The 22,195-nt window shown below is 46.5% G+C and carries 15 protein-coding genes and 1 pseudogene; 13 read left to right on the top strand and 3 right to left on the bottom strand.

What is annotated here, in order from left to right:
- Positions 1–35: 35 nt before the first annotated feature.
- Both aspA and ACYCS5_RS03260 read left to right on the top strand, forming a co-directional pair.
- Positions 36–1,445, top strand: coding sequence for an aspartate ammonia-lyase (aspA, locus tag ACYCS5_RS03265; protein WP_029515429.1), 1,410 nt, complete (start codon positions 36–38; stop codon positions 1,443–1,445).
- A 175-nt stretch (positions 1,446–1,620) separates the two neighbouring features.
- The gene (locus ACYCS5_RS03260; protein WP_029515428.1) at positions 1,621–2,208 is read left to right on the top strand and encodes a restriction endonuclease; all 588 of its coding nucleotides are present in this window, start codon (positions 1,621–1,623) and stop codon (positions 2,206–2,208) included.
- A gap of 95 nt (positions 2,209–2,303) precedes the next feature.
- Here the strand turns inward: ACYCS5_RS03260 and ACYCS5_RS03255 are convergent, their stop codons facing one another.
- Positions 2,304–5,480 carry a bifunctional cytochrome P450/NADPH--P450 reductase gene (locus ACYCS5_RS03255; protein ID WP_342425051.1) on the bottom strand — a complete coding sequence of 1,059 codons (3,177 nt, stop codon included), beginning with the start codon at positions 5,478–5,480 and terminating at the stop codon, positions 2,304–2,306.
- A 284-nt stretch (positions 5,481–5,764) separates the two neighbouring features.
- On the opposite strand from ACYCS5_RS03255, the gene ACYCS5_RS03250 reads away from it, so the two are divergent.
- The 6 genes and pseudogenes from ACYCS5_RS03250 to ACYCS5_RS03225 all read left to right on the top strand — a co-directional run bounded on the left by ACYCS5_RS03250 (position 5,765) and on the right by ACYCS5_RS03225 (position 13,801).
- Positions 5,765–6,769 carry a BMP family lipoprotein gene (locus ACYCS5_RS03250; RefSeq protein WP_029515426.1) on the top strand — a complete coding sequence of 335 codons (1,005 nt, stop codon included), beginning with the start codon at positions 5,765–5,767 and terminating at the stop codon, positions 6,767–6,769.
- Between the two features lie 27 nt (positions 6,770–6,796).
- Positions 6,797–8,461, top strand: coding sequence for a methyl-accepting chemotaxis protein (locus tag ACYCS5_RS03245; RefSeq protein WP_029515425.1), 1,665 nt, complete (start codon positions 6,797–6,799; stop codon positions 8,459–8,461).
- 215 nt (positions 8,462–8,676) lie between these two features.
- Positions 8,677–11,123 (top strand): annotated as a pseudogene (locus ACYCS5_RS03240) (AraC family transcriptional regulator).
- A 128-nt stretch (positions 11,124–11,251) separates the two neighbouring features.
- A complete protein-coding gene (locus tag ACYCS5_RS03235; protein ID WP_341071030.1) occupies positions 11,252–12,259 on the top strand; it encodes a tripartite tricarboxylate transporter substrate binding protein in 1,008 nt (335 codons plus the stop codon).
- 48 nt (positions 12,260–12,307) lie between these two features.
- On the top strand, positions 12,308–13,309 hold the full coding sequence (kdgT, locus tag ACYCS5_RS03230) for a 2-keto-3-deoxygluconate transporter (protein ID WP_459760784.1): 1,002 nt from the start codon (positions 12,308–12,310) through the stop codon (positions 13,307–13,309).
- 138 nt (positions 13,310–13,447) lie between these two features.
- Positions 13,448–13,801 (top strand): hypothetical protein, encoded by a 354-nt coding sequence (locus ACYCS5_RS03225; protein ID WP_274485675.1) that lies wholly within the window; start codon positions 13,448–13,450, stop codon positions 13,799–13,801.
- 82 nt (positions 13,802–13,883) lie between these two features.
- Here ACYCS5_RS03225 and ACYCS5_RS03220 read toward each other — a convergent pair whose 3' ends face one another.
- Positions 13,884–14,366 (bottom strand): helical membrane plugin domain-containing protein, encoded by a 483-nt coding sequence (locus ACYCS5_RS03220; protein WP_039274499.1) that lies wholly within the window; start codon positions 14,364–14,366, stop codon positions 13,884–13,886.
- Between the two features lie 12 nt (positions 14,367–14,378).
- A complete protein-coding gene (gene fdhF / locus ACYCS5_RS03215; RefSeq protein WP_459760783.1) occupies positions 14,379–17,321 on the bottom strand; it encodes a formate dehydrogenase subunit alpha in 2,943 nt (980 codons plus the stop codon).
- A 640-nt stretch (positions 17,322–17,961) separates the two neighbouring features.
- Between fdhF and moaA the strand changes: the two genes are divergently transcribed.
- The 5 genes from moaA to ACYCS5_RS03190 all read left to right on the top strand — a co-directional run bounded on the left by moaA (position 17,962) and on the right by ACYCS5_RS03190 (position 22,135).
- Positions 17,962–18,975, top strand: coding sequence for a GTP 3',8-cyclase MoaA (moaA, locus tag ACYCS5_RS03210; RefSeq protein WP_039274505.1), 1,014 nt, complete (start codon positions 17,962–17,964; stop codon positions 18,973–18,975).
- Positions 18,976–19,015: 40 nt separating this feature from the next.
- Complete coding sequence (fdhD, locus tag ACYCS5_RS03205) at positions 19,016–19,828, top strand: formate dehydrogenase accessory sulfurtransferase FdhD (RefSeq protein ID WP_039274507.1); 813 nt, start codon at positions 19,016–19,018, stop codon at positions 19,826–19,828.
- A 133-nt stretch (positions 19,829–19,961) separates the two neighbouring features.
- The gene (locus ACYCS5_RS03200) at positions 19,962–20,210 is read left to right on the top strand and encodes a MoaD/ThiS family protein (RefSeq protein ID WP_340885999.1); all 249 of its coding nucleotides are present in this window, start codon (positions 19,962–19,964) and stop codon (positions 20,208–20,210) included.
- A gap of 56 nt (positions 20,211–20,266) precedes the next feature.
- Positions 20,267–20,998, top strand: a complete 732-nt coding sequence (locus ACYCS5_RS03195) for a molybdenum cofactor biosynthesis protein (protein ID WP_459760782.1) — start codon at positions 20,267–20,269, stop codon at positions 20,996–20,998.
- A 63-nt stretch (positions 20,999–21,061) separates the two neighbouring features.
- Positions 21,062–22,135 carry a thiazole biosynthesis adenylyltransferase ThiF gene (locus ACYCS5_RS03190; RefSeq protein WP_029515414.1) on the top strand — a complete coding sequence of 358 codons (1,074 nt, stop codon included), beginning with the start codon at positions 21,062–21,064 and terminating at the stop codon, positions 22,133–22,135.
- Positions 22,136–22,195: the final 60 nt, after the last annotated feature.

The raw sequence follows: 22,195 nt of genomic DNA, 5'->3' as shown, positions 1-22,195 counted from the left end.
AGAACGTAGCAAACACAGCGGAGGAATCAGAGAATATGAGGTTGGAGCATGATTTTTTAGGTACCAAGGAAGTACCATTAGATGCCTATTACGGTGTACAAACGCTGAGGGCAAAAGAAAATTTTCCAATTACAGGCCAACGACTGCACCCTGAGTTGATTAAAGCCATGGCGATCGTGAAAAAGGGAGCAGCGACGGTAAATATGGAACTAACCCGTTTACACCGCCCCAAAGCAGAGGCCATTATTCAGGCTGCTGATGAGATTATACAAGGACAGTTGCATGATCATTTCATCGTCGATCCCATTCAGGGCGGCGCAGGCACGTCCATTAATATGAATACAAATGAAGTGATTGCGAACCGCGCGTTGGAGCTGATTGGCAAGCAACGCGGAGATTATCAGGAGATCAGTCCTAATAATCATGTTAATATGGCGCAATCGACGAACGATGCTTTTCCTACAGCCGTACACTTGGCTGTATTAAGCATGATTGATAAACTGTTGGATACCATGAGTGAGCTTCAGGAGGCATTTTCCCGCAAGGCCAATGAGTTTGATAGTGTGATTAAGATGGGTAGAACCCACTTGCAGGATGCAGTGCCAATCCGATTAGGACAGGAGTTTCAGGCTTATGCGCGTGTGCTGGGTCGTGATATCGGACGCGTGCGTGCGACCAAGCAGCACCTGCTAACGATTAATATGGGTGCAACTGCGGTGGGTACTGGCCTGAATGCAGACCGTCGTTATATTCAGCGTGTTGCAGAGGTACTGGCAGACGTCAGTGGCTTCCCTGTGGAAGCTGACGAAAATCTTGTAGATGCCACACAAAATACGGATGCTTATACCGAAGTGTCTGCCGCCTTGAAAATTTGTATGATGAATATGTCTAAGGTGGCAAATGACATCCGCTTAATGGCTTCCGGACCTCGTGCAGGTCTGGGAGAACTGAGTCTGCCTGCTCGTCAGCCAGGGTCATCCATTATGCCAGGCAAGGTAAATCCGGTGATGTGTGAGGTCATTAACCAAATTGCATTTCAGGTCATTGGTAATGATCATACGATCTGCCTGGCTTCAGAGGCGGGTCAGCTGGAGCTGAACGTGATGGAGCCTGTGCTTGTCTACAATCTGCTGCAATCGCTGGAAATTATGAAGCAGGGCTTCCACGTTTTCCGTATACATTGTGTAGAAGGAATTGAAGCAAATGTGGAGCGGTGCCGTGAATATGTGGAGAACAGTGTAGGTATTATTACAGCACTCAATCCCCACCTTGGATATGAGGTAGTATCACGCATTGCCCGCGAAGCAATTACGACGGGGAAATCGGTGCGCGAGCTGTGCCTGCTGTATAATGTACTGACCGAGGAAGAGTTGGACATTATATTGGACCCGTACCAAATGACTCAGCCTGGTATTGCCGGAGAATCTTTGCTGAATCGCGAATAATGATACGGAGTATGGAATTTAGATAGCTTTGAGGCAAGACGAAGATAGCCCCGTCGAATCTGGCGGGGCTATTGTTATGGTGATAAGAGAGATGTAATACGGGAGCCAGCGTGCATAGGGGAGTTCCCTGTTAAGGATGATACGGCTACGCTTACGGTAGAAAAGGGAGAGTTGGGTGTTGCTAGAAAAATTATTGGCATACAAGGAATTAGGAATAGGACTCATTGTACTTTTGGTGTTGTTTGCGCTCATCATCAGAGGACTGATACGTGGTCGCAGAAATCGGATTTTACGTGATCTGGACCCACGCAAAATTGGAATTCAGGATATAGATCGTATGGAGGATGGCTCGGAATTTGAGCTTTATTTGCAACGGTTATTATCCGCGCTTGGCTATAAGGACATCTATAAAACAACCAGTAGCCGGGATTTTGGAGCGGATCTGGTTTTTACAGACCGTGAAGGCGTCAGAGTTGTCATACAGGCCAAACGTTATGGCGTACAACATCCGGTGGGCTTGGGAGCAGTACAGGAAATTTACACCTCTATGCGTTATTATGCGGCCGACAAGTCTATCGTTATCACCTCCGGCCGTTATACGGAATCTTGTAAAACACTTGCTGCTGTCAACGGGGTTAAATTATTAGATCGCAACGACTTGATCGACATCATAGATTTATTCAAGGCTAGGCACCGCGAGGAGGTTATGGACCTATTAGAAAGTAAAGTAGATGTGATTGCTTCCAAATGGAGTGAAAGATAATCATAAAAGGGACTGAACTACTGGCGACGAGTTTGAAGGCCAGTAATCAGTCCCTTTTATTTTTTAACATGGTGCTTGTTCTTATACTGTTATCATTAGATGCCTGTCCAGACATCCTTGGCATAGCGTTTTTCCTGTTGGAGACGATCCAACCATTGCTGTGCTTCTTCTTTACTGGTATGGTGTGCTTCCGCGTAAGCAGCACAAAGGGTGTTTTCTACATCGGGAGCCATCCGGCTACCATCACCGCATACATATAGATGCGCTCCTTCATCAAGCAAGTGAATCAGAGTGTCCGCATCTTCTTTCATGACATGCTGCACGTATCTTTTGGGTTGATCGGGCAGACGTGAAAAGGCTGTATGAAGCGTAACGATTCCTTCCTGCTCCCAGGCTTGCAGCTCTTGCTTGTACAGATAGTCAAGCTTAGGATTACGGCAGCCATAGTATAGGTGAGCCTCGCCGAGCTGTTCCCCTCTTTCTTTAAGTACATGGCGGGTTTGGAGGAATCCGCGGAATGGTGCCACTCCAGTACCTGGACCGACCATGATGACAGGCACCGTCGGATCTTCCGGCAAACGGAAGCCCGACTGAGGCTTACGCACAAAAATGACAATTGGATCATCTGGTTGGAGCTGCGCCAAATAGTTGGAGGCAATTCCCAGGTATTCGCCCTGTCCGCTACGGGCTGGTCCACGCACGACGCCCACGGTTATACTCGCTGAATTCTCCGATTCAAGCGGAGAGCTTGAGATGGAGTAGTACCTAGGCTTGAGTGGAGGTAACAGCGAGATAAAGTTTTCAAATGGCAGCTCGCAGGCTGGATACTTCTCCAGAATATCCAGCATCGTGACGTGCTTCTGTCGTATCTCTTGATCAAAGGTAGCATCCTCTAGCAAAGCTTCGATTTCTTTCTTGTGCGGTGGACACACTGTAAAGGATGCTAGTTGCCGTAGCTGGGCTCTCGTTGCCGGTTCTTGCAGTTCCACACTGAGAGTGAGCAAATCTCCTACGCTGACAGGCCGATCTAAGGGGAGATGCGCCGCATCCCGGTCACTGCCTCTCAATACGATGTAGTCTTGATCCTGTAACTTAAAGCGTTGCATTACTCTATTCGCCAACGAAGCAGGATTACGCGGCAAAACACCCAGATGATCACCCTCGCGATAGGACAATCCGGTTGGTAATTGGATCTCCAGATGCCGTGTACTGCGTTCACTTTCAGCAGCGTGCAATTCACGATTCGCGGTAACAACGGCAGTAGTTGCCTCATAGTTGGCCGCCAGAGGAGCGCTAAGTACGTCGCTTACAAACTCTATGCTCAGACTGCTGGTGTCCTGTGGTTCTGTATCACTGTGCTCTATGCCGAAAGCATTCAGCAATTCCGGCCATAGGCCGCGATTCCAGACTTCCCAATCCTTCTCGAAGTCACCACTGGCGTCGCCCTCGCCCCGATCATACAGTCGTTTTGCCCCTTTGGCAGCCATTAGCTCATCAATCATCCTTGGAATGCGCTGATACGTGCTGGCCCAATTCCGGTCACCGCAACCAAAGACAGCGTACCTTATGCCTGCCAGTTGGCCCTCGTCTACCTGCTTCAACCATTCTACAAAGGCATCAGCATTATCCGGCGGATGTCCGTTATAAGATGCAGTCGTAATAAGTACCACGCCTTCTTTAGGCAAATGGTCCACATGTTCATTCAGAGTTGCTATGCTACTGTTAAAACCCCAATTCCGACCTAAATCGGCTAGTTCACCCGCAAGTCCCTCAGCTGTACCCAGATTCGAGCCGTACAAAGACAGCAAAGAAGTATCATGTTTTTCGGCATGAGGAGCTGCAACTTTTTGTTCCTCCTGTTCATGAAGTTCTTGAGCGGCACCCGGCAGCATGACGGCAGTCTGTGTGCTACGCGGTCGTACTTGAATGGTGAAGCCCTCAGGCTTGAGTGTGAGCGTCTCTTTGACTTTCAACTCATAATGAGTATGATCAATCAGCTCAAAATGTTTCAGTACCATACCCAGCACAAGGGTGGCCTCCTGTAAGGCAAACTGTTGTCCAATACAGGCCCGTTGACCGTTGCCAAACGGTTTATAGGCATCTTGTGGAATGGCGGATGGGTCCCCAAAGCGTTCTGGTCTAAATTCCTCAACATCTTCACCCCAAGCCTCGGTATCACGGTGCAGTTTCGGGATGAGTACATTTACACTGTCGCCCTTTTTAAGCGGATAGGTTCCGTCGAGCAGTGTATCTTCTTTGGCGAAGAGCGAGAAGGCGGGCGCTGTCGGCCATAGCCGCAGAGCTTCATTCAGTATCATCCTTATGTACTTGAGCTCACGCACCTGAGTATAGGAAGGCAGCGAATCGGTGAGCACGCGATCCACTTCTTCATAGGCTTTAGTTAGCATTCGTGGATTTTTAAGCAAATAGTAAATGGCAAAGGATAAAAGCCCACTGGTCGTTTCATGACCGGCGATGAGGAAGGTGATGATCTGATAACGGATATTTTCATCATCCAGCGTTTCACCTGTTTCCGGGTCCTTGCCTTCCAGCATACGCGCCAGTAAATCCTCTTCACCTTGGTTGCCCAGGGTTTTGCGTTCTTGAATAATGCTGTCCACCAGAGAGAACATCGTTTCGATGTCGTGTTTAAACTGTTTTTTCTTCGATAACATCAGCTTGTTTTGCAAATTGAGGCGTTGCAACTGACCCATTGCTTCATCCAGTGCGCGTGTCATACTGGTCACGAACGGATGGGGCTGGTCGCGGTAAAAGCTGTTAAAACGATAATTAAAGCCGCATAATCCGATGGTATCCAAAGTCAGCCGGGTCATATCTTCCGGTACCTCTACACTTTCATCTGGATTGAGCCGAGACCATTTCTGCACCAGCTGAACCGCAAGATCAAGCATCATATTGTGGTAACCCTTCATAGCCCGCTGGCTAAAGCTTGGTAGCAATATTTGGTGGGCCTTGCGCCAGTTCGGTTCCTCAGTCCAGCTTGTGAATAGTCCGTCTCCAGCAAAAGCTCGTACTTTTTGTAAGGGAGCCCACACCTGCTTATCGAAACGGGATTCATCACAAGCATCTGCCACCAGCTTATGATCGGAAATATAAATGTTCGTTCCTTCAGGCAGATCCATGCGAAAGATGGGACCGTACTCATTAGCAAGCTTAACCAGAGACTGGACAGGGGCATGTGTATCGATCAAGGGCAGATTTCCTAAGGGACCATATGTTTTGGGTTGTGGAATTAAATGGGTCGAAGCCATTTTAAATGTTGCTCCTTTCAGATTGAAATAGGGTGATGGTTTCAAAGTACCTATGTTTTCCAAATTACACTTTATTCTTCCGGTATAAACGAAAATAAATGAATTTGGACAGTTCGTATAATAAAAACAAAGCAAAATATACATTTTTTACATAATAAACAAAGACATCACACTTATCACACTTCTATTAACAATGAATTTACAGAAACTCTTATGAAAAAATATGCTTTTATAACCGATATAAAGATGTTGGGGATTTGCATTTTATGTTGAGGTGATATGTCATGAAGAAACGAGCTCTATTATTAACTTTTAGGTGGATTCCCATTGTCACGATCTTTGCATTATTGGTAAGTGCATGTGGGCAATCAGACGTACAAACCAAGGCCGAACCCATTAAGGTGGGAATCGTACTGTCAGATATTGGTCTGGGTGACCAATCTTACAGCGACGCGGCTTTTCGAGGTTTGGTCAAGGCACGGGATGAGGGGAAGATTGTTTTTGAATACCGGGAAATAACGGAGACCAAGACGTATGATGCGGCTTTTGAGCAGCTTGCTCAAGAAAAAGCGGATTTAATCATTGGGTTGGGTTATATGGTGAAGGACAGTATGGAATCCATTGCCAAAAAATACCCAGACCGTAAATTTTTAATCGTGGATGAGAAATCAGATTTACCGAATGTGGCCTCTATTAGCTTCAAAGCAGAAGAGGGCAGTTTTATGGCTGGGGTCGTTGCCGGTTTGACGAGTCGCACCGAACAGGTGGGTTTTCTTGGAGGTGCGGAATCTCCTCTGTTGAAAAAATTTGAAATTGGGTACCGCGCAGGGGTGCAATCAGTCAAGCCTAATGCCAAAGTTACTGCAACGTATGCAGGAGATTTTGGAAAGCCGGAACTGGGTACGAAAATTGCAGATGACATGATTAATCAGGATCAGATTGATGTTATCTTTGCAGCCGCAGGTCTCACGGGCGTAGGTGCGCTACAGGAAGCGCAAAAACAGCAAAAATTAGCCATCGGGGTCGATAGCGACCAGTTTTTTATTGCGGAAAAGGCGGTAGTGACCTCGATGTTTAAAAATGTAGACATTGCAATTTATACAGCAGTCAAAGGCTTTGCAGATCATCAAAGAAAATTTACGGAGAAGGATATGGTGTTTGGTCTTGCAGAAGATGGCGTAGGTTTAGCGCCTATTCGTGTCGTGACACTGAGTCCGGATCAGCAAAAGTTGTTGGATGATTTAAAGGAAAAAATCAAATCCGGCACACTTACTGTTCCCACCCAATAAATTTTCGCAAACGGAGGATGAAAGCTGATGAAACTGCAAGGTAAACTGGTGCTGAATGCGATGATTTCCTTGATCGCTTGTCTGGCTTTAGTGGCATATATCATTTTTGAATTAATTCGTATTAACTCGCAAAGTAGTAATTTGGTTCCTGCTATGTTGAATGTACAGCAGCTCAATGCCTATTTGATTCAGTCGGGACAGGCGTTGCAAAATTATTCTGCTTCCATGACAGAGAGCAACAAAGCTGATGTGCAAAATCAACTGACTCAGTCTGAAAAGACGATTGCTTTGCTTTCACAGGGCATGATGCAGACCGAAGAACAGCAAAAACGACTGAATACGATTAAAACAAAATTCAGCCAATTGAAAGTAGCAACGGAGAAAGCAATGAGTACCCAAAACAGTCCGGAGTCCAAGCGGGAGGCCATGCGCGCCCAGGGGATTCAGAACGATGTTTTTATGCTGGATCTGCTGACCAAGGCACGTTATGACCAATACACAGAAGATTTGACCAAGAGCATTCGTTTTACTTGGCAATTGGCCTTAGCAGGTGCAGTTTTACTTCTGGTGGCAGTTGGGCTATATAATACATACACCTCCAGGCAGCTTGCCCTTAGAACACGTAAGTTAACGGATGCCGCAAAGCAAATTGCCGAGGGGAATCTGACCGTTCAGCTCGCACAAACGAAGGGACGCGATGAGCTGGACGAGCTCAATGAATCTTTCCGGGTAATGATCGGGAACTTGCGCAGCATTGTACTCTCCATTGATCAGGCGGGTAATCGTGTCGATCTGATGGCTCGGGATATTGATCACCATAATGAGGCCATGAAGGAAATTGTGACACAAGTCAGCACGTCAACAGAGGAACTGGCGATAGGCAGTCAGAAAATTGCTGAGGATCTGTCGTCGACAGTTGGTGTTGTGGACGAGATGCAGCAAAAGTTTGAATCGAATCTGCTGGAGACCACTCAATCGACCGCGTATAGTGAGGATGCTTTGCGTGTCATTGAGCAGGGTACGCGGGTCATGAGCGATCAACTGCGTATTGTTGCAGAAAATCGTTCAGCCATGTCCGAAGTGGAGCAGACAGTCAAGGAGCTGGAAGCTAATGCAGCCGAGATTACAACCATGACTGGATACGTATCCGAAATTGCGAGCCAAACATCGCTGTTGTCCTTGAATGCTTCTATTGAGGCTGCACGTGCGGGTGAAGCAGGAAAAGGTTTTGCTGTGGTTGCCAATGAAGTGAAAAAGCTGGCGAATCAATCAGAGTCTGCTGTAAAGAAAATTTATACCGCAGTTGACGGTATTACGCAGGCTATGGATAAAGTGAAGACTTCTGTGGCGCAAAGTCAGGAGCTGTTCCGTGAGCAGGAGAAGGCAACCTCCTCGACCGGAGAATCGTTTACAGAGATTAGTGGCAAAGTGCAGCAAATTGCCGGCCAAGTCAGCAAGCTATCAACGGACATGAATGTATCGCGAGAATTGAGCGTACAGGTGCAGCAAGCTATCGAAAATATCAGCGCAATCACTCAGCAATCCGCCGCAGGCAGCGAAGAGATTACAGCTTCCACGGTAGAGCAGAAGCGTTCATTTGAGGAATCGGCTGAGAAGGTAAAAGAGCTTCGTCAGATTCGCGAGGAAATGCAGCGGGAACTGGATCGTTTTCAGGTGGAAAAGACAAGCTAAAACCTGTGAAGCGAGTATCTGTTTTTGCTGAATAATGAATATAAGCAGCCAAAGAAGAAGTTCTACCTAACACAGGGAGACTTCTTCTTTTTTTATTTTAATGATGTACTCATATGAAGTTTTATTAAGTTTGATTTACATAGGCAGGGAATTCCAACTCTTACGTCAAATAGATTTAGGGAGAATATGTCACCACGTATATGGGCAAGAGGAAGATGGACAACGAAGTCCGGAAGGATGAAGTTACGGGAATGTTGCGACTTAAGCTTCGATTGATACTGAAAAATAAACAGACAAGACTGATTCTACTGCTCACTTTGTGTGTGTCGCTCGTGATTAGCGTGATCGGCTTGCTATCGTATTCAGGATACCGTGAAGGTTTGGATACCGAGCTGAACACACCCAATATAGAATTATTGCAAATCAATCTGGATGTAACCAATCGGGCTTTTCGTGAGTCTGATAACAAGGCGCTGGATGCAGCATATCATCCGGATGTAGAGGCTTTTGTACGTGTCCAAACGAATAGGAAATCGCTGGAAGATAACGCCTCCGTCATAGATCGGCTTCAGAAATACTTGAAAACCCTTTCTTCACACGAAGAAATTTATTCGGTTGAAGTGATTTCTTTGGACAATCATGCTCTCGTATCCAGCAATTATGGTTACATGCCTGATTGGAAGCAGGCACCGGATGCCACATGGGTTCCCTGGATTCAGGACATTCAAAAAAAACCGTTGTTGATTAAGCGGAGATGGTACGGCACCGATCGTGAGCAGGGGACGTTAGAGCTGCTTTCGCTGGCCAGGCCCATAGTAGAGAATGGTCAGGTCATGGGTGCGGTGCTAATCAATCTGGATTACGACCGTTTTTTCTCCAAACTATATATTCATTTATCCAACTCGCAATACGTGTATGATCTGGAGGGCGAGTTGATCTATCCCAAGCTGAGATTGTCCTTACCCTTAAATGATATGGGCAGGGTTTTGAAAGAGCTGGATGTGAGCCCCTATGCTTATGTGGAGATAGGGAATATGGAATATATGGCGAACCAAACCTTTTCTGATGTAACGGGCTGGCGTCTAGTCTCGCTCGTTCCGATGGACAAGCTGCTAAAAAATGTAAAGCTGGCGCGCAATATGATGCTGTGGCTGGCCTTTATCTCCATACTGGCTGGGTGCTCAGCAGTTTACTATTACAACTATGCAGCTTTTCGCCCCATGAAAAAAATTAATAGCCTATTGAATTCGGGTAATAAGGGAACGCGCCAAGGAGGATTGTATGACCTGGAACCTGTGATTAGCAAACTGGTTGGAGAGTTTCATCGCAAATCATTGGTGGTAGAGCGAAGCCTGCCGGAGCTGCGTTCCAAATATATGGAAGATGTCATCCAGCGTAGAATGGGCATACAGGAAATGCGTATGAAATGGGAACAGTATTTTTCCGATTGGGACGGTAATTCTTTGTTTGTCATAATCGTGTCCATCGACCGATATTCTGCGTGGGCTGCAAGCTTTCCAGAAGAGGATAAAATGCTGCTCAAGTATGCGCTGAACAATATTTTGCTAGAGATGCTCGAACCTTACTGGAAAGCAGTATGCTCGCCGGAAGAGGAAAGTGGTTTTATTGTGCTGTTACAGTACAGCGAGAGTTCGAATGAAGTTGAAGTTGGTTCGGAGACTGCCCTCCAAGAGAGTATTTTGCTTCACAAAAGCGTTGATAGACTGATTCAGGTTGTCGGTGAGTATCTTCCTTTGACCATTTCTATAGGGATTGGTCATATGGTCACGGATATTCAAGAGGCACGGGCATCTTTTATAAAAGGAAAAGAGGCCCTTAATTTGCGTTTGTATGAGGGGTATGGACGTTCATACACGAATATGGACAGCAGCCTAAGTGTGAAAAAGGATAATACAGTGGATGAACAGTCAAAGGAGCAAATTCAGGATTCAACATTGTTGGACGATCGGCGTGTGGAAATAATTCATGCCCTGGAGTCGCAGGAACCGGGTGCAAGTGTAAAGCTAATCAGCCACTGGGTAGAAGAACTTCGACTCCACAGAACATCCCCAGTCCAGGTCTACTTGTTTGTTCATGAATTGCTGGAAGATTTGCTGAAATGGTGTGCCACTCAGAGTGTGACGCCGCCGGATCAGCTTGCTGATTACCACTGGAATCAGATTCTGACGCTAGACCTTCAAGACATTGAGGTATTGCTGGTCACTATGTTGACTGATATTGAAGAAAAATGGCACGGACGTATTCAGTCCAAAGATTTTGTGCGTGTACAAGAGATGATCGAATATATGGAACATCATTTGCATTTGAACATCGGGCTTCAGGAAATTGCGGATCATGTTCACATGAGCGTGTCCTCGGTGAGCAGTATGTTCAAGGAAGAAACAGGGACCACCGTTTACGATTATTTGACTGGATTACGCGTAAAAAAGGCATGCACATTACTATGTGAAACCCATTTGAAAATCGGAGAAATTGCAGAGCAGGTTGGATACCGAAATGAGAACAGCTTTATTCGGGTATTCCGCAAGCATAAGCAAGTGACCCCAGGGAAATTCAGACAAATCAGCAAATCTTCCAATGAATATGCAGATCGGTCAAAAGGTTGATACTTGGCGAAATAGAAGATAAATACGAAGATTAAGCGATAGCTGTAGCCCTCCACGTTGCGGTACATTGACTTCATGTAAACGCAAACAACAAGACCGAAAACGTTGGAGGTGAAAACGGGCGCATGACGGGCCCAGTTCATTTTTGAGAAGAGGAAACGTAATGAAGAAAAAGCCATGGCAAAAATATGTGCTGGTTGCGGCGGGAGTAGCTATGCTTTCTGCCTTGAGTATCAGTGAATATGTGGATCACCGCACCTTGCAGGATCACAGCCGTATATTTCCTACGAAGCCAATAACCCTCGTCGTTCCTTATGCAGCCGGAGGCGGTACGGATATTACCGCGAGAGCGTTGGCGAAAGCCGCCGAAAAGCATCTCGGTCAGCCGATCATCGTCGTTAATCGAACGGGAGGAGGCGGTTCTGTCGGGCTGATGGAAGGGGCTGAGGCGCAGGCGGACGGTTATACCGTAACGTATCTGGTCGCTGAGCTGACTACGTTGCCTCATTTGGGACTGCTACCGCTTACCTATGAGCGATTTAAGCCGCTGCTTCAAACCAATATGGACCCTTCCGCCATTACGGTCCGGGCGGATGCACCATGGAAGACAGCAGAGGCATTTCTGGAGGATGCTGAGGCCCATCCCGGCAAGCTTAAAATGGGGAATGCAGGCACAGGGAGCATATGGCACCTTGCTGCCGCAATGCTGGAACAGAAAAGTGGAGTCCGCTTTACCCATATCCCTTATGAGGGAGCAGGCCCAGCCGTCTCCGCTTTAATGAGCGGATTTGTGGATGCTGTACCCGTCAGTCCCGCAGAAGTGAAGAAATACGTGGACGAAGGGAAACTTCGCATACTGGCGATCCAGTCAGACACTATTTCGGAAGCGTTTCCAAAAGTGCCGACACTACAGCAAGCCACTGGGCTGCGTGTACATTTTATCGGCACTTGGAGAGGGCTGGCTGTGCCTAAGGATACACCGGATGCAGTTGCTCAAACGCTAACGGATGCACTGATCAAGGGAACGAAAGACGAGGAATTCAGGGAGGAAATGCGTAAGCATGGGTTGGGATTGCGTGTCCAGGATGCAGACGCATTCGCGCGACAACTGAAGGAGAGTCATGATACCTTCGCGAGACTGATTCCCGAGCTCGGTTTGAGCCGCAAGTGACACGGCCTTGTTTTTGCATTGGCAAAAACGAAAGGGTTGAACGAAGTTATGAAAATCAAACAAAACATTGATAAAATTCCAGGGGGCATTATGCTGGTGCCGCTGTTTATTGGCGCGCTTTTTCATACATTTACTCCATGGGCAGGCGACTATTTTGGATCTTTTACCAAAGGGCTGATGACAGGTACGGTACCCATTTTAGCAGTGTGGTTTTTTTGTATGGGGGCTTCTATAGATGTGCGAGCGACGGGTACTGTATTGCGTAAATCAGGAACGCTCGTATTGACTAAAATCGCGGTCGCGTGGGTAGTGGCGATCATTGCATCCAGATTGCTGCCTGTTGGGGGTGTAGAAAGTGGGCTATTTGCAGGTTTGTCGGTGCTGGCGCTGATCTCGGCTATGGATATGACGAACGGCGGGTTATACGCCTCCATTATGCAGCAGTATGGCTCCAAGGAAGAGGCGGGAGCATTTGTACTGATGTCACTGGAATCGGGTCCATTAGTGACCATGATTATTTTGGGTAGCACCGGACTGGCCGTTTTCGAACCGCAGACATTTGTGGGGGCGGTATTACCATTTTTGATCGGCTTTATGTTGGGCAATCTGGATCATGATTTCCGAAAGTATTTTGGGAACGCAACGCAAGCCTTAATTCCATTTTTCGGTTTTGCACTTGGGTGTTCCATTGACTTGAGTGTCATTGTCCAGACAGGTATGCTTGGTATTTTATTGGGTATTTTTGTCATTCTAGTTACAGGTATTCCACTAATTTTGACGGACAAATATATCGGTGGTGGCAACGGTACAGCAGGGATCGCAGCTTCCAGTACAGCAGGTGCAGCAGTAGCGAACCCAGTCATTGTCGCCAATATCAAGCCTGAGTTCCTGCCTGTTGCGCAATCTGCAACGGCATTAGTTGCCGCTTCAGTCATTGTGACCTCGATTTTAGTACCTATTCTAACGGCATACTGGGCCAATTATATGAAGCGTAAGGGGAAATCCCAAGGAGCAGGGCCTGTAAACCCAGGGACGAATGTACCTAAATAAAGTTTGGATGATGATGGCTCAACTTAGGGATCTTTCCATTACCCGAGAAATGCTTTTGCAGTTATACCTTCAATCCTAACATCACAAAACTTGTCCTAAAACGCTTCTGCAAACATACATATGTAAGCAAGGAGCGTGATGGGATTGGAAAACAAGGTGCGTCGCTACTACCAGTTAAAGCAAAAGCAAAAAGAAATTGAAGGTGAACTGACTAATTTGCGTAATGACATTACCGCTCATTGTGCACAGCAGGAAGTATCAGATTGGGAAATTGGCAACTACCGAGTCAAGATTATACAGCAGCACCGCAAGGAATATGATCATACAAAGCTGTATGATTCACTGCCTGATCCGCAGCTATGGCGCTTGTTTTCCAAGCCGGATACGTCGAAGATTGCCAGTTTGCTTAAGCTCAAGGTCATCGCAGAGGAGCAAATAAAAGATGCTGTTTCTCTTAAAACGGTGACGCTATTGCAAGTGGATAAAAAATAAATAAAAAGAGCTGCCCCCGTTTTCGGAGCCAGCTCTTTTTATTGTCTGTTGTTACTAGTCTTCCACATTCACACTCTATGAGTTATTTATCAGACAAACTTTTTCCCACTCCTTTGAGAAAATGAATGCCAAATCCCATTGCACGGTTTACATCTGGATCATTCATCGCCTTCATAAGATCGCGCAGACGAGTCTTTTTATTCTGTTTTAGATGTTCATTGGCTTCGTTCAGGCCATTAGTAACGCTGTTTGTCAGCTTTTTCATCAGCTCGGGGTCTACCTCAGACAGCATTCCGGCTGCTCCCATGAGATTATTGATGATGTTCGTCACAGGCTTACGCGTCGCTTGTCCTACAGCGATTTTGGCGATGCTTTCTTTAGCCTTTAGCATAGACTGGGCTGCTTCGAGAAGACCACTATCGTGCAGCTCACGTACGATTTCAAGCGTCTTCTGCAGTGCCGCCCCATTGTCCGCCAGATCAGCAGTAAGCTGATCTAGCGATTGTTTTTGCCGTTCTTCTTCTGTCAAAATGCGTTTTCTCACAATTGAAATAGGCTTAGCCACGGTTCGACCTCCTTATTTTTGATCCACCAAATCGACGTAACCGGGACGATTCCACTTACGGTCCACTTCAACCCCATTTTGCGGATGACGCTTTTTGTAACGCGGATTGATACGTGGTAATGGATTTTGACCGTCTACCTCCAAAATTTGCATCCTTACTTTGGCTTGTTTATAGGCCGGTGTGCGAGTGACCACATCGAATGCTCCACCAGTTAACAGATTGACCGCACTATCATGGCTGGTAGAGTGCATCGGCACATAAATTTCAGTTCCTTGCACCCGGTCTGTCACCAGAACTCGTAGCTTGACCGCACCATAAGGAGATTCCAATCGAACCAGCGATCCATTATGGATTCCGCGCTCCTCAGCCAATTCAGGTGACACTTCCACAAATACTTTTGGGAGTTTGAGCTGAATGCCTGCCGATTTGGTCGTCATATTTCCCTCATGAAACTGTTCGAGCAGTCGACCATTATTTAAGGTCAGATCGAATTCAACAGGGTATTCTTTTGGGGGTACATATTCGAAAAGTCCCAAACGCGCTTTTTTATCTGGAAAGTTAAAGCCGTTGGTGTGCAGCAGCGGTGTATTGCTACCATCCGGCGACCCCCAGTGGAAGCTGTTCCAGCCTTCCAATACGTCATAATTACATTGGGAGAAAAATGGAGTGAGCGACGCCATTTCCTCAAAAATTTCACTTGGATGGCTGTAATCCCAATCAAATCCCATATGCTTGGCAAATTGGCTGAAAATCCACCAATCCGGTTTACTGTCTCCCATAGGGCGGAGTGCTTCGTATAAACGCTGGACACGACGTTCGGTGTTCGTAAAGGTTCCGTCTTTTTCAAGTGAAGGTACGGCTGGCAAAATAACGTCAGCGAATTCAGCTGTCTTGCTCAGAAATACATCTTGAACGACAAGGAAATCCAAATTCGCCAGCATTTCTTGGGTATGGTTGGAGTCGGCATCCACCCATGCCATCTCTTCTCCAGCGATATACATCGCTTTGAGCTCACCTGCTTCAATGGCTTCTAGCATCTGAATGTTGTCCAGTCCGCGTTGACCTGGGATTTGTACGCCGTAGGCTGCTTCAAACTTGGCACGAATGACATCGTTCGTCACGGGCTGATAGCCCGGGAAAATATCCGGCATCGTACCCATATCGGCAGCACCCTGAACATTGTTATGTCCGCGAAGCGGATATGCGCCTGCACCCGGACGCATAAAGTTTCCAGTCACCAGCAGCAGGTTGGCAATCGCAATCGAAGTGTAAGAGCCTGCGATGTTTTGCGTCACACCCATGCCCCAGCAAATGGCAGTGCCGTCGGCTTCGTGAATCATAGTCGCTACCTGAATCAGTGTCTCTTTGGAAATACCAGTTTCCTGTTCGGCAAAGTCCAGGGTGAATCGCTCTAGCAATTTCAAATATTCAGGATAGAAGTTTACATGCTTTTCAATGAATTTTGCATCATGCCAGTTTTGCTCAATGATGTATTTGGCTACAGCGGATAACCATACATAATCAGTACCTTGCTTCGGACGAATGAACAGATCTGCGCGTTCTGCCATTTCATGCTTGCGCAGGTCGACCGAGATTAACTTTTGACCGTGCAGCTTATGCGCACGTTTGATACGCGTAGCCAGCACCGGATGTCCTTCTCCCGGCGCGCAACCGACCAGCACGACCAAACCTGCTTTGGCAATATCTTTAATCGTACCGCTGTCCCCACCGATGCCTCCGGTGTATTGCAGCCCCCATGACGCAGGAGATTGGCAATACCGTGAGCAATTATCGACGTTATTCGTTTGGAAGACCTGACGAGCCAACTTCTGCATCAAATAGTTTTCTTCATTGGTAAATTTGGACGAAGAAATAAAGCCGAGTGCTTCGCCACCGTAAGTTTCTTGAATAGCTCCCATTTTACTGGCCATCAGGCTCAGTGCTTCTTCCCAGGTTGCTTCCACAAATTCGTCACCTTGACGAATTAAAGGGGAGGTCAGACGCTGATCGCTGTTCACAAAATCCCAGCCAAATTTACCTTTTACGCATGTCGAGATGCCGTTAACAGGTCCTTCAGAGGTAGGTTGTACCTTCAAAATTTTGCGACCTTTGGTCCAAACCTCAAAGCTGCAACCTACACCGCAAAACGTACAGATGGTTTTCGTTTTTTGCGTACGGGTTTCGCGCATCGCTGCTTCGGCTTCGGAAATAGCAAAAATCCCACTATAGCCCGGTTCCACTTCCTTTATTAAATCCACCATCGGATTTAATAAATCCTTGCTCATGCCACTCATGAAGCCTGCTTCTCCCAGCATAGATTTCTCCATCAAGGCATTACATGGACAGACGGTTACACACTGACCACAGCTAACGCAGGAGGAATCGTTAATCGCAACCCGGTCATCCCATATGACGCGAGGACGTTCAGCCTCCCAGTCGAGGGACAGTGTTTCATTAACCTGAAGGTTTTGGCATACCTCTACGCATTGGCCGCATGCAATACATTGATTGGGGTCATATCGGTAGAAGGGATGAGACATATCTACTTCTGTTGGGTCAACTTTCGGTTGATATGGATATTTTTGATGTTCAATTTCCATAAGCTCTGCTGTATTATGTAAAGTACAATTACCGTTGTTATTATCACATACGGTGCAGTAGAGGAGATGATTTTCCAGCAATCGGTCCATAGCCTCGGTTTGAGCTGCTTTCGCGCGATCCGAATGTAAATGAATATTCATTCCATCCGAAGCCAATGTCGAGCAAGAACGCATAAGTTTTCCGTCCACTTCCACGATACATGTGTCACAGGTACGGATCGGATCGACTTCGGGAACGTAACACAGCTGGGGATGGGCGATATTGTTTTCGTTAATCACTTCAAGAATCGTTGCGCTGCTCTTCGTTTTCAGTTCCTGTCCGTTTAATGTAATTTTGATCGTACTATCAGTCACGGTTCAGGCTCCTTTCAGATTTTAAATTTAAAAATTAGGAATAAAAAAACTCCACCATAAACACAAGTGCTCATGTTCCAGCACTTGTGTTTATGGTGGAGTAGTGACCAAGCTCTAGGTCCTGGAGGCCAATCCGCCATTTGAATATGTATTAATAACAAACAGTACGCACCGTCTGTATATCAATAACTTCTGAATAACTTAGATATGTCATTTTCTGCATGTTATCTCGTGTAACTATAACGTAAAATTTAAGATAGTTCAACGGTACATTACTATTTTTTTAATTGATAATGATTATCGTTTGAGAAAACGAAAAATCATTGACAAACGTTCCAGGATTGCTAACAATAGGAATGTAGTCTATTTCAGAGCAATCGTAAATGGAGTGTACGTGGGAATCGCGTATATTTTATTTGTCGCAGCGCTTGTTAGTTTGATTTTTCTATATCGCATGATGTGGGATTCGTAAAATCCTGATGTAGATAAATTAACCGGCATTTAGCAGATTCTTCGATATTCATAAGCGAAGAAGTTGTTGTGATGCCGGTTTTTTGGTTCAGTATAAAATGAATGGAAATACCGTTCCGATTTAAAGGGTAAAGAGTTTTATTAATGAAGACGGATTGAGGTGAACAGGATGGCGAACCGGAGCGACGATCAATGGAATCGTCCGTTACGGGACTTAAGAATATCCGTCATAGACCGATGTAATTTTCGGTGCCGATATTGTATGCCGGAAGAAATATTTGGCCATGACTATCCGTTTTTGCCAAAAGAAAAAATATTGACCTTTGAGGAAATCACACGCCTTTCCCGTATTTTTGTCTCGCTGGGCGTTACGAAGCTGCGTATTACTGGTGGTGAGCCGTTGCTGAGGAAAAATTTGTCCTCGCTTATTCATTCGTTAACTCAACTCGATGGGGTTGAAGATATTGCAATGACGACAAACGGCGTATTTTTGCCTAAATATGCTGCAGCACTGCGAGAGGCGGGACTGAAGAGAGTGACGGTTAGTCTGGATTCGCTCGATGATGATCGATTCCGCCAAATGAACGGGGGCAGAAGCAGCGTAAAGGCGGTGCTGGATGGTATTGAGGCTGCGGATCAAGCAGGGATGCAGGTGAAAATAAATATGGTCGTGCAAAAGGGCTTTAACGATCAGGATATTGTACCCATGGCCGACTATTTCCAAAAGAAAAAGCATATTTTACGTTTTGTTGAGTTTATGGATGTAGGCAACACCAATGGCTGGAAATTGGATCAGGTCGTTTCCAAGCAGCAGATCATCGAAGCCATTCACGAGCATATGCCGTTAGAGCCTGTCGCACCCCAGTACAAAGGTGAGGTGGCGACGCGCTACAGGTATCAGGACAGAGACGGGGAAATCGGTATTATTTCGTCTGTTACGGACGCCTTCTGCTCCACATGTACACGAGCGAGAATTTCTGCTGAAGGCTCCTTGTACACGTGCCTGTTTGCCTCTCAAGGGTACAAGCTTCGCGCGATGCTACGTTCCGAACAGTCCGATGACGAGATTAGAGCTTACATTGAGCGTGTTTGGAGAGAACGTACCGATCGTTATTCAGAGGAACGACTGAATCATACACAGCAAGCAACGTCTAAAATTGAAATGTCACACATCGGCGGGTGAGCCGGAGAGCCAGCCTGTCAGAAATGAGGGAGTGGAGCACATGGAAAAGCCAGCTGAGGTGAAACGTGAGATTTTCCGTTATCGTGACGGTCAGATCAAGCGTTTTGAAGACACGGTGGTGACGGAGCATCCGGTGACCATCAAAATCAATCAGCAGGAATTTGCTACCATGGTTTGTACACCGGAGTATGTGGAGGATATGGCAGTAGGTTTTTTGGCCTCTGAAGGCGTCATTCAACGGTACGATGATATCGAAGATATTTGGGTTCAGGAAAAAGAAGGCTTTGTTCATATTAAAACCCGTCGAATGAATGAGTTTTATCAAAACTTTCATTCCAAACGGTACATTACCTCCTGTTGCGGAAAAAGTAGACAGGGCTTTTATTTTATCAATGATGCCAAAGTGGCAAAAAGAATGAATGACACCCATGTTACGCTGTCTTTTGACGATTGTTTCCGTTTGATGAATTTAATGCAAAACTCGGCACTTACGTTTCAGGAGACCGGTGGTGTTCATAATGCAGCGCTGTGCGATAAAAACGGGATGATCCTATCCAGAATAGATATCGGCCGACACAATGCGCTAGATAAAATCTATGGGCATTGCCTAAAACATGATATTGTATTACAAGACAAAATCATAGTATTCAGCGGACGCATTTCGTCTGAAATTTTGTTGAAGGTTGCGAAGATTGGCTGTGAAGTTGTTTTGTCCAAGTCAGCTCCCACAGAGCTTGCACTTGAGTTGGCTGAGGACCTGGGGATTACGACCGTTGGCTTTATACGCAGTCGTTCTCTGAATGTATATACGCATACCGAACGGATTGATGAACTAGTTGAATCTAAAATATAATATAATAATCTTCAATGTACACCGTCATAGTTAACCAGCATGGAATAAAACCTTTCGAGGTATTCATTCATGTTGGTTTTTCTTGGTACATATGTGGTGGGCAGTCACTGTACTGAAAAGGAGGGGATGTTAAATGAACTATCATATTCAAGTATTTGCTGGACTTGCGGAACAGATGGGAGGGCCTATAATTATGGTGCCTACTGAGCAAAAAACGATGACCGTTGCCGCATTAAAAGACTTGCTATCCGAGCGTTTCCCTGAATCAGCAGCTCAGTTGCAGGGTTCTTTTGTTGCCAGAAATCAAGCCTACGCCGCTCCTGAGGACCTCGTGAGTATACATGATGAGATTGCGATTATTCCTCCGGTTTCAGGAGGGTAGATTTTATTTAATAGGATAGGTGAATTCGATAGAATAGGTGCAAGGGGGCAGATCATATGCAATATCGTATTCAACTATTCGCAGATATGGCGGAGCAACTTGGTGATGTGATCACGGTAGAACTTTCACAGGAAGCGGTGACCATTGCAGACATTCGAAAAAGGCTGAATGAGCTGTACCCGGAAGTGGCTTCACAACTGCCAGGTTCTTTTTTTACCCATCATAAAAAGCTGGCTTCTCCAAATGAACTTGTGCTTCCATCAGATGCAATTGCTCTTCATCAGTCAGCATCCGGGATGGAGACGGTCGTTTCAAAATGTGGTTTATTTGCCATTACGTACGACCCGATTGATGCCGATGAAGTAACCTCAAAGGTACTCGACCCTTCTCATGGCGCCTCGCTGACCTTTAATGGTACGACTCGGGAATTTACGCAAGGTCAGCGAACGGTGTTGCTTGAATATGAGGCGTATGTCCCGATGGCCATGAACACGATGAAGCAGATTGGTGACGAAATTACAGAACATTGGCCTTCCACACGTACTGCGATTACACATCGGCTTGGCACGGTAAGAATTGGAGAGACGAGTGTGGTGATTGCTGTCTCAGCTGCACACCGCGATACTTGCTATGAAGCCAGCCGCCATGCCATTGAACGGTTAAAGCAAATCGTACCGATTTGGAAAAAGGAAGTGTGGGAGGACGGCTCAGAATGGAAGGGGCATCAGCTGGGTGGCTGGAACCCTCAAAGTACCCCAAAGCTTTCAAATAAGGGCGAGGACATTTGAACTTTTAGCTTGTCTGATCAACTTGTAGCTATCAATGGATAAGTATGGAGGCGTAAATCAACGATGTCAGAAATGGACAAGATCCAGAAAATAGAAGTTGCTGCACATGCGCATACGTCTCATGCCCGTTATTCTAGACAGGAATTATTCTCGAAAATTGGACCGACAGGCCAGCAAAATATCCGTAGTAAGCACGTGCTGATGGTGGGGGCCGGCGCACTGGGCACTGCCAATGCTGACATGCTGGTGCGAGCGGGCATCGGACGGCTGACGTTGGTAGACCGTGATTATGTAGACTGGAGTAATTTGCAGCGCCAACAGCTCTATGACGAAGCGGATGCCCGTAATCAGATCCCCAAGGCAGTGGCCGCGCAGAAGCGATTGCAGCAAACCAATTCGGACGTGGACATTCGTGCGCTAGTCCGGGACGTCTCGCTGGAGGAAATCGACGATATCGCAGCAGGGGTGGATCTCATCGTAGATGCCACTGACAATTTCGATACACGTTTGCTTATGAACGATTATGCGGTCAAGCACCGAATACCCTGGATTTACGGGGCATGTGTAGGTAGTTATGGGACAACCTTTACCATCGTGCCGGGGCAGACACCGTGCCTGCATTGCCTGCTCGGAACCGTACCGCTCGGCGGTGCAACCTGTGATACGGTCGGTGTGATTAGCCCGGCTGTACAGATGGTGGCGGCTTATCAAAGCGCCGAGGCATTGAAGCTGCTCACCGGGGACGATTCGGCTTTGCAAAATAAGCTGATTTCTTTCGATCTGTGGAACAATCAGCATCAGGCGATTCAAATCAGCGCCATGAAGAAAGCCGATTGCCCAACGTGTGGTGAGCACCCTGTGTATCCTTTTTTACAATCGGAGCATCAGGCTAAAACGGCTGTCTTGTGCGGACGAGATACGGTTCAAATCCGCCCGGCTTCGGGTGCTGTACGTGATCTGAATGAAGCGGCACGTTTGTTATCCCGTCAGGGGGGCAAAGTGGAGCATAATCCATACCTGGTATCCGTTGTTATCGGGACGCATCGAATCGTTCTTTTTCAGGATGGTCGCGTCTTAATTCATGGCACGAAGGACATCGCCGAGGCGAGATCAATTTATCACAAATATTTGGGTTGACCCAATAGATTCGACCCGTTATGAGATGTACAATGCTTCCTTATTTTCACTATCACATTT

The sequence above is a fragment of the Paenibacillus sp. SEL3 genome, from assembly GCF_054602585.1.
This window is presented reverse-complemented; position numbering and strand designations above follow the sequence as displayed.

Bases quoted from the DNA above. Each gene is read 5' to 3' on its own strand.
- aspA (WP_029515429.1), top strand. From the start codon at position 36: ATGAGGTTGGAGCATGATTTTTTAGGTACCAAGGAAGTACCATTAGAT.
- ACYCS5_RS03255 (WP_342425051.1), bottom strand. From the start codon at position 5,480: ATGGCTTCGACCCATTTAATTCCACAACCCAAAACATATGGTCCCTTA.
- ACYCS5_RS03250 (WP_029515426.1), top strand. From the start codon at position 5,765: ATGAAGAAACGAGCTCTATTATTAACTTTTAGGTGGATTCCCATTGTC.
- ACYCS5_RS03245 (WP_029515425.1), top strand. From the start codon at position 6,797: ATGAAACTGCAAGGTAAACTGGTGCTGAATGCGATGATTTCCTTGATC.
- ACYCS5_RS03235 (WP_341071030.1), top strand. From the start codon at position 11,252: ATGAAGAAAAAGCCATGGCAAAAATATGTGCTGGTTGCGGCGGGAGTA.
- kdgT (WP_459760784.1), top strand. From the start codon at position 12,308: ATGAAAATCAAACAAAACATTGATAAAATTCCAGGGGGCATTATGCTG.
- ACYCS5_RS03225 (WP_274485675.1), top strand. From the start codon at position 13,448: ATGGGATTGGAAAACAAGGTGCGTCGCTACTACCAGTTAAAGCAAAAG.
- moaA (WP_039274505.1), top strand. From the start codon at position 17,962: ATGGCGAACCGGAGCGACGATCAATGGAATCGTCCGTTACGGGACTTA.
- fdhD (WP_039274507.1), top strand. From the start codon at position 19,016: ATGGAAAAGCCAGCTGAGGTGAAACGTGAGATTTTCCGTTATCGTGAC.
- ACYCS5_RS03200 (WP_340885999.1), top strand. From the start codon at position 19,962: ATGAACTATCATATTCAAGTATTTGCTGGACTTGCGGAACAGATGGGA.
- ACYCS5_RS03195 (WP_459760782.1), top strand. From the start codon at position 20,267: ATGCAATATCGTATTCAACTATTCGCAGATATGGCGGAGCAACTTGGT.
- ACYCS5_RS03190 (WP_029515414.1), top strand. From the start codon at position 21,062: ATGTCAGAAATGGACAAGATCCAGAAAATAGAAGTTGCTGCACATGCG.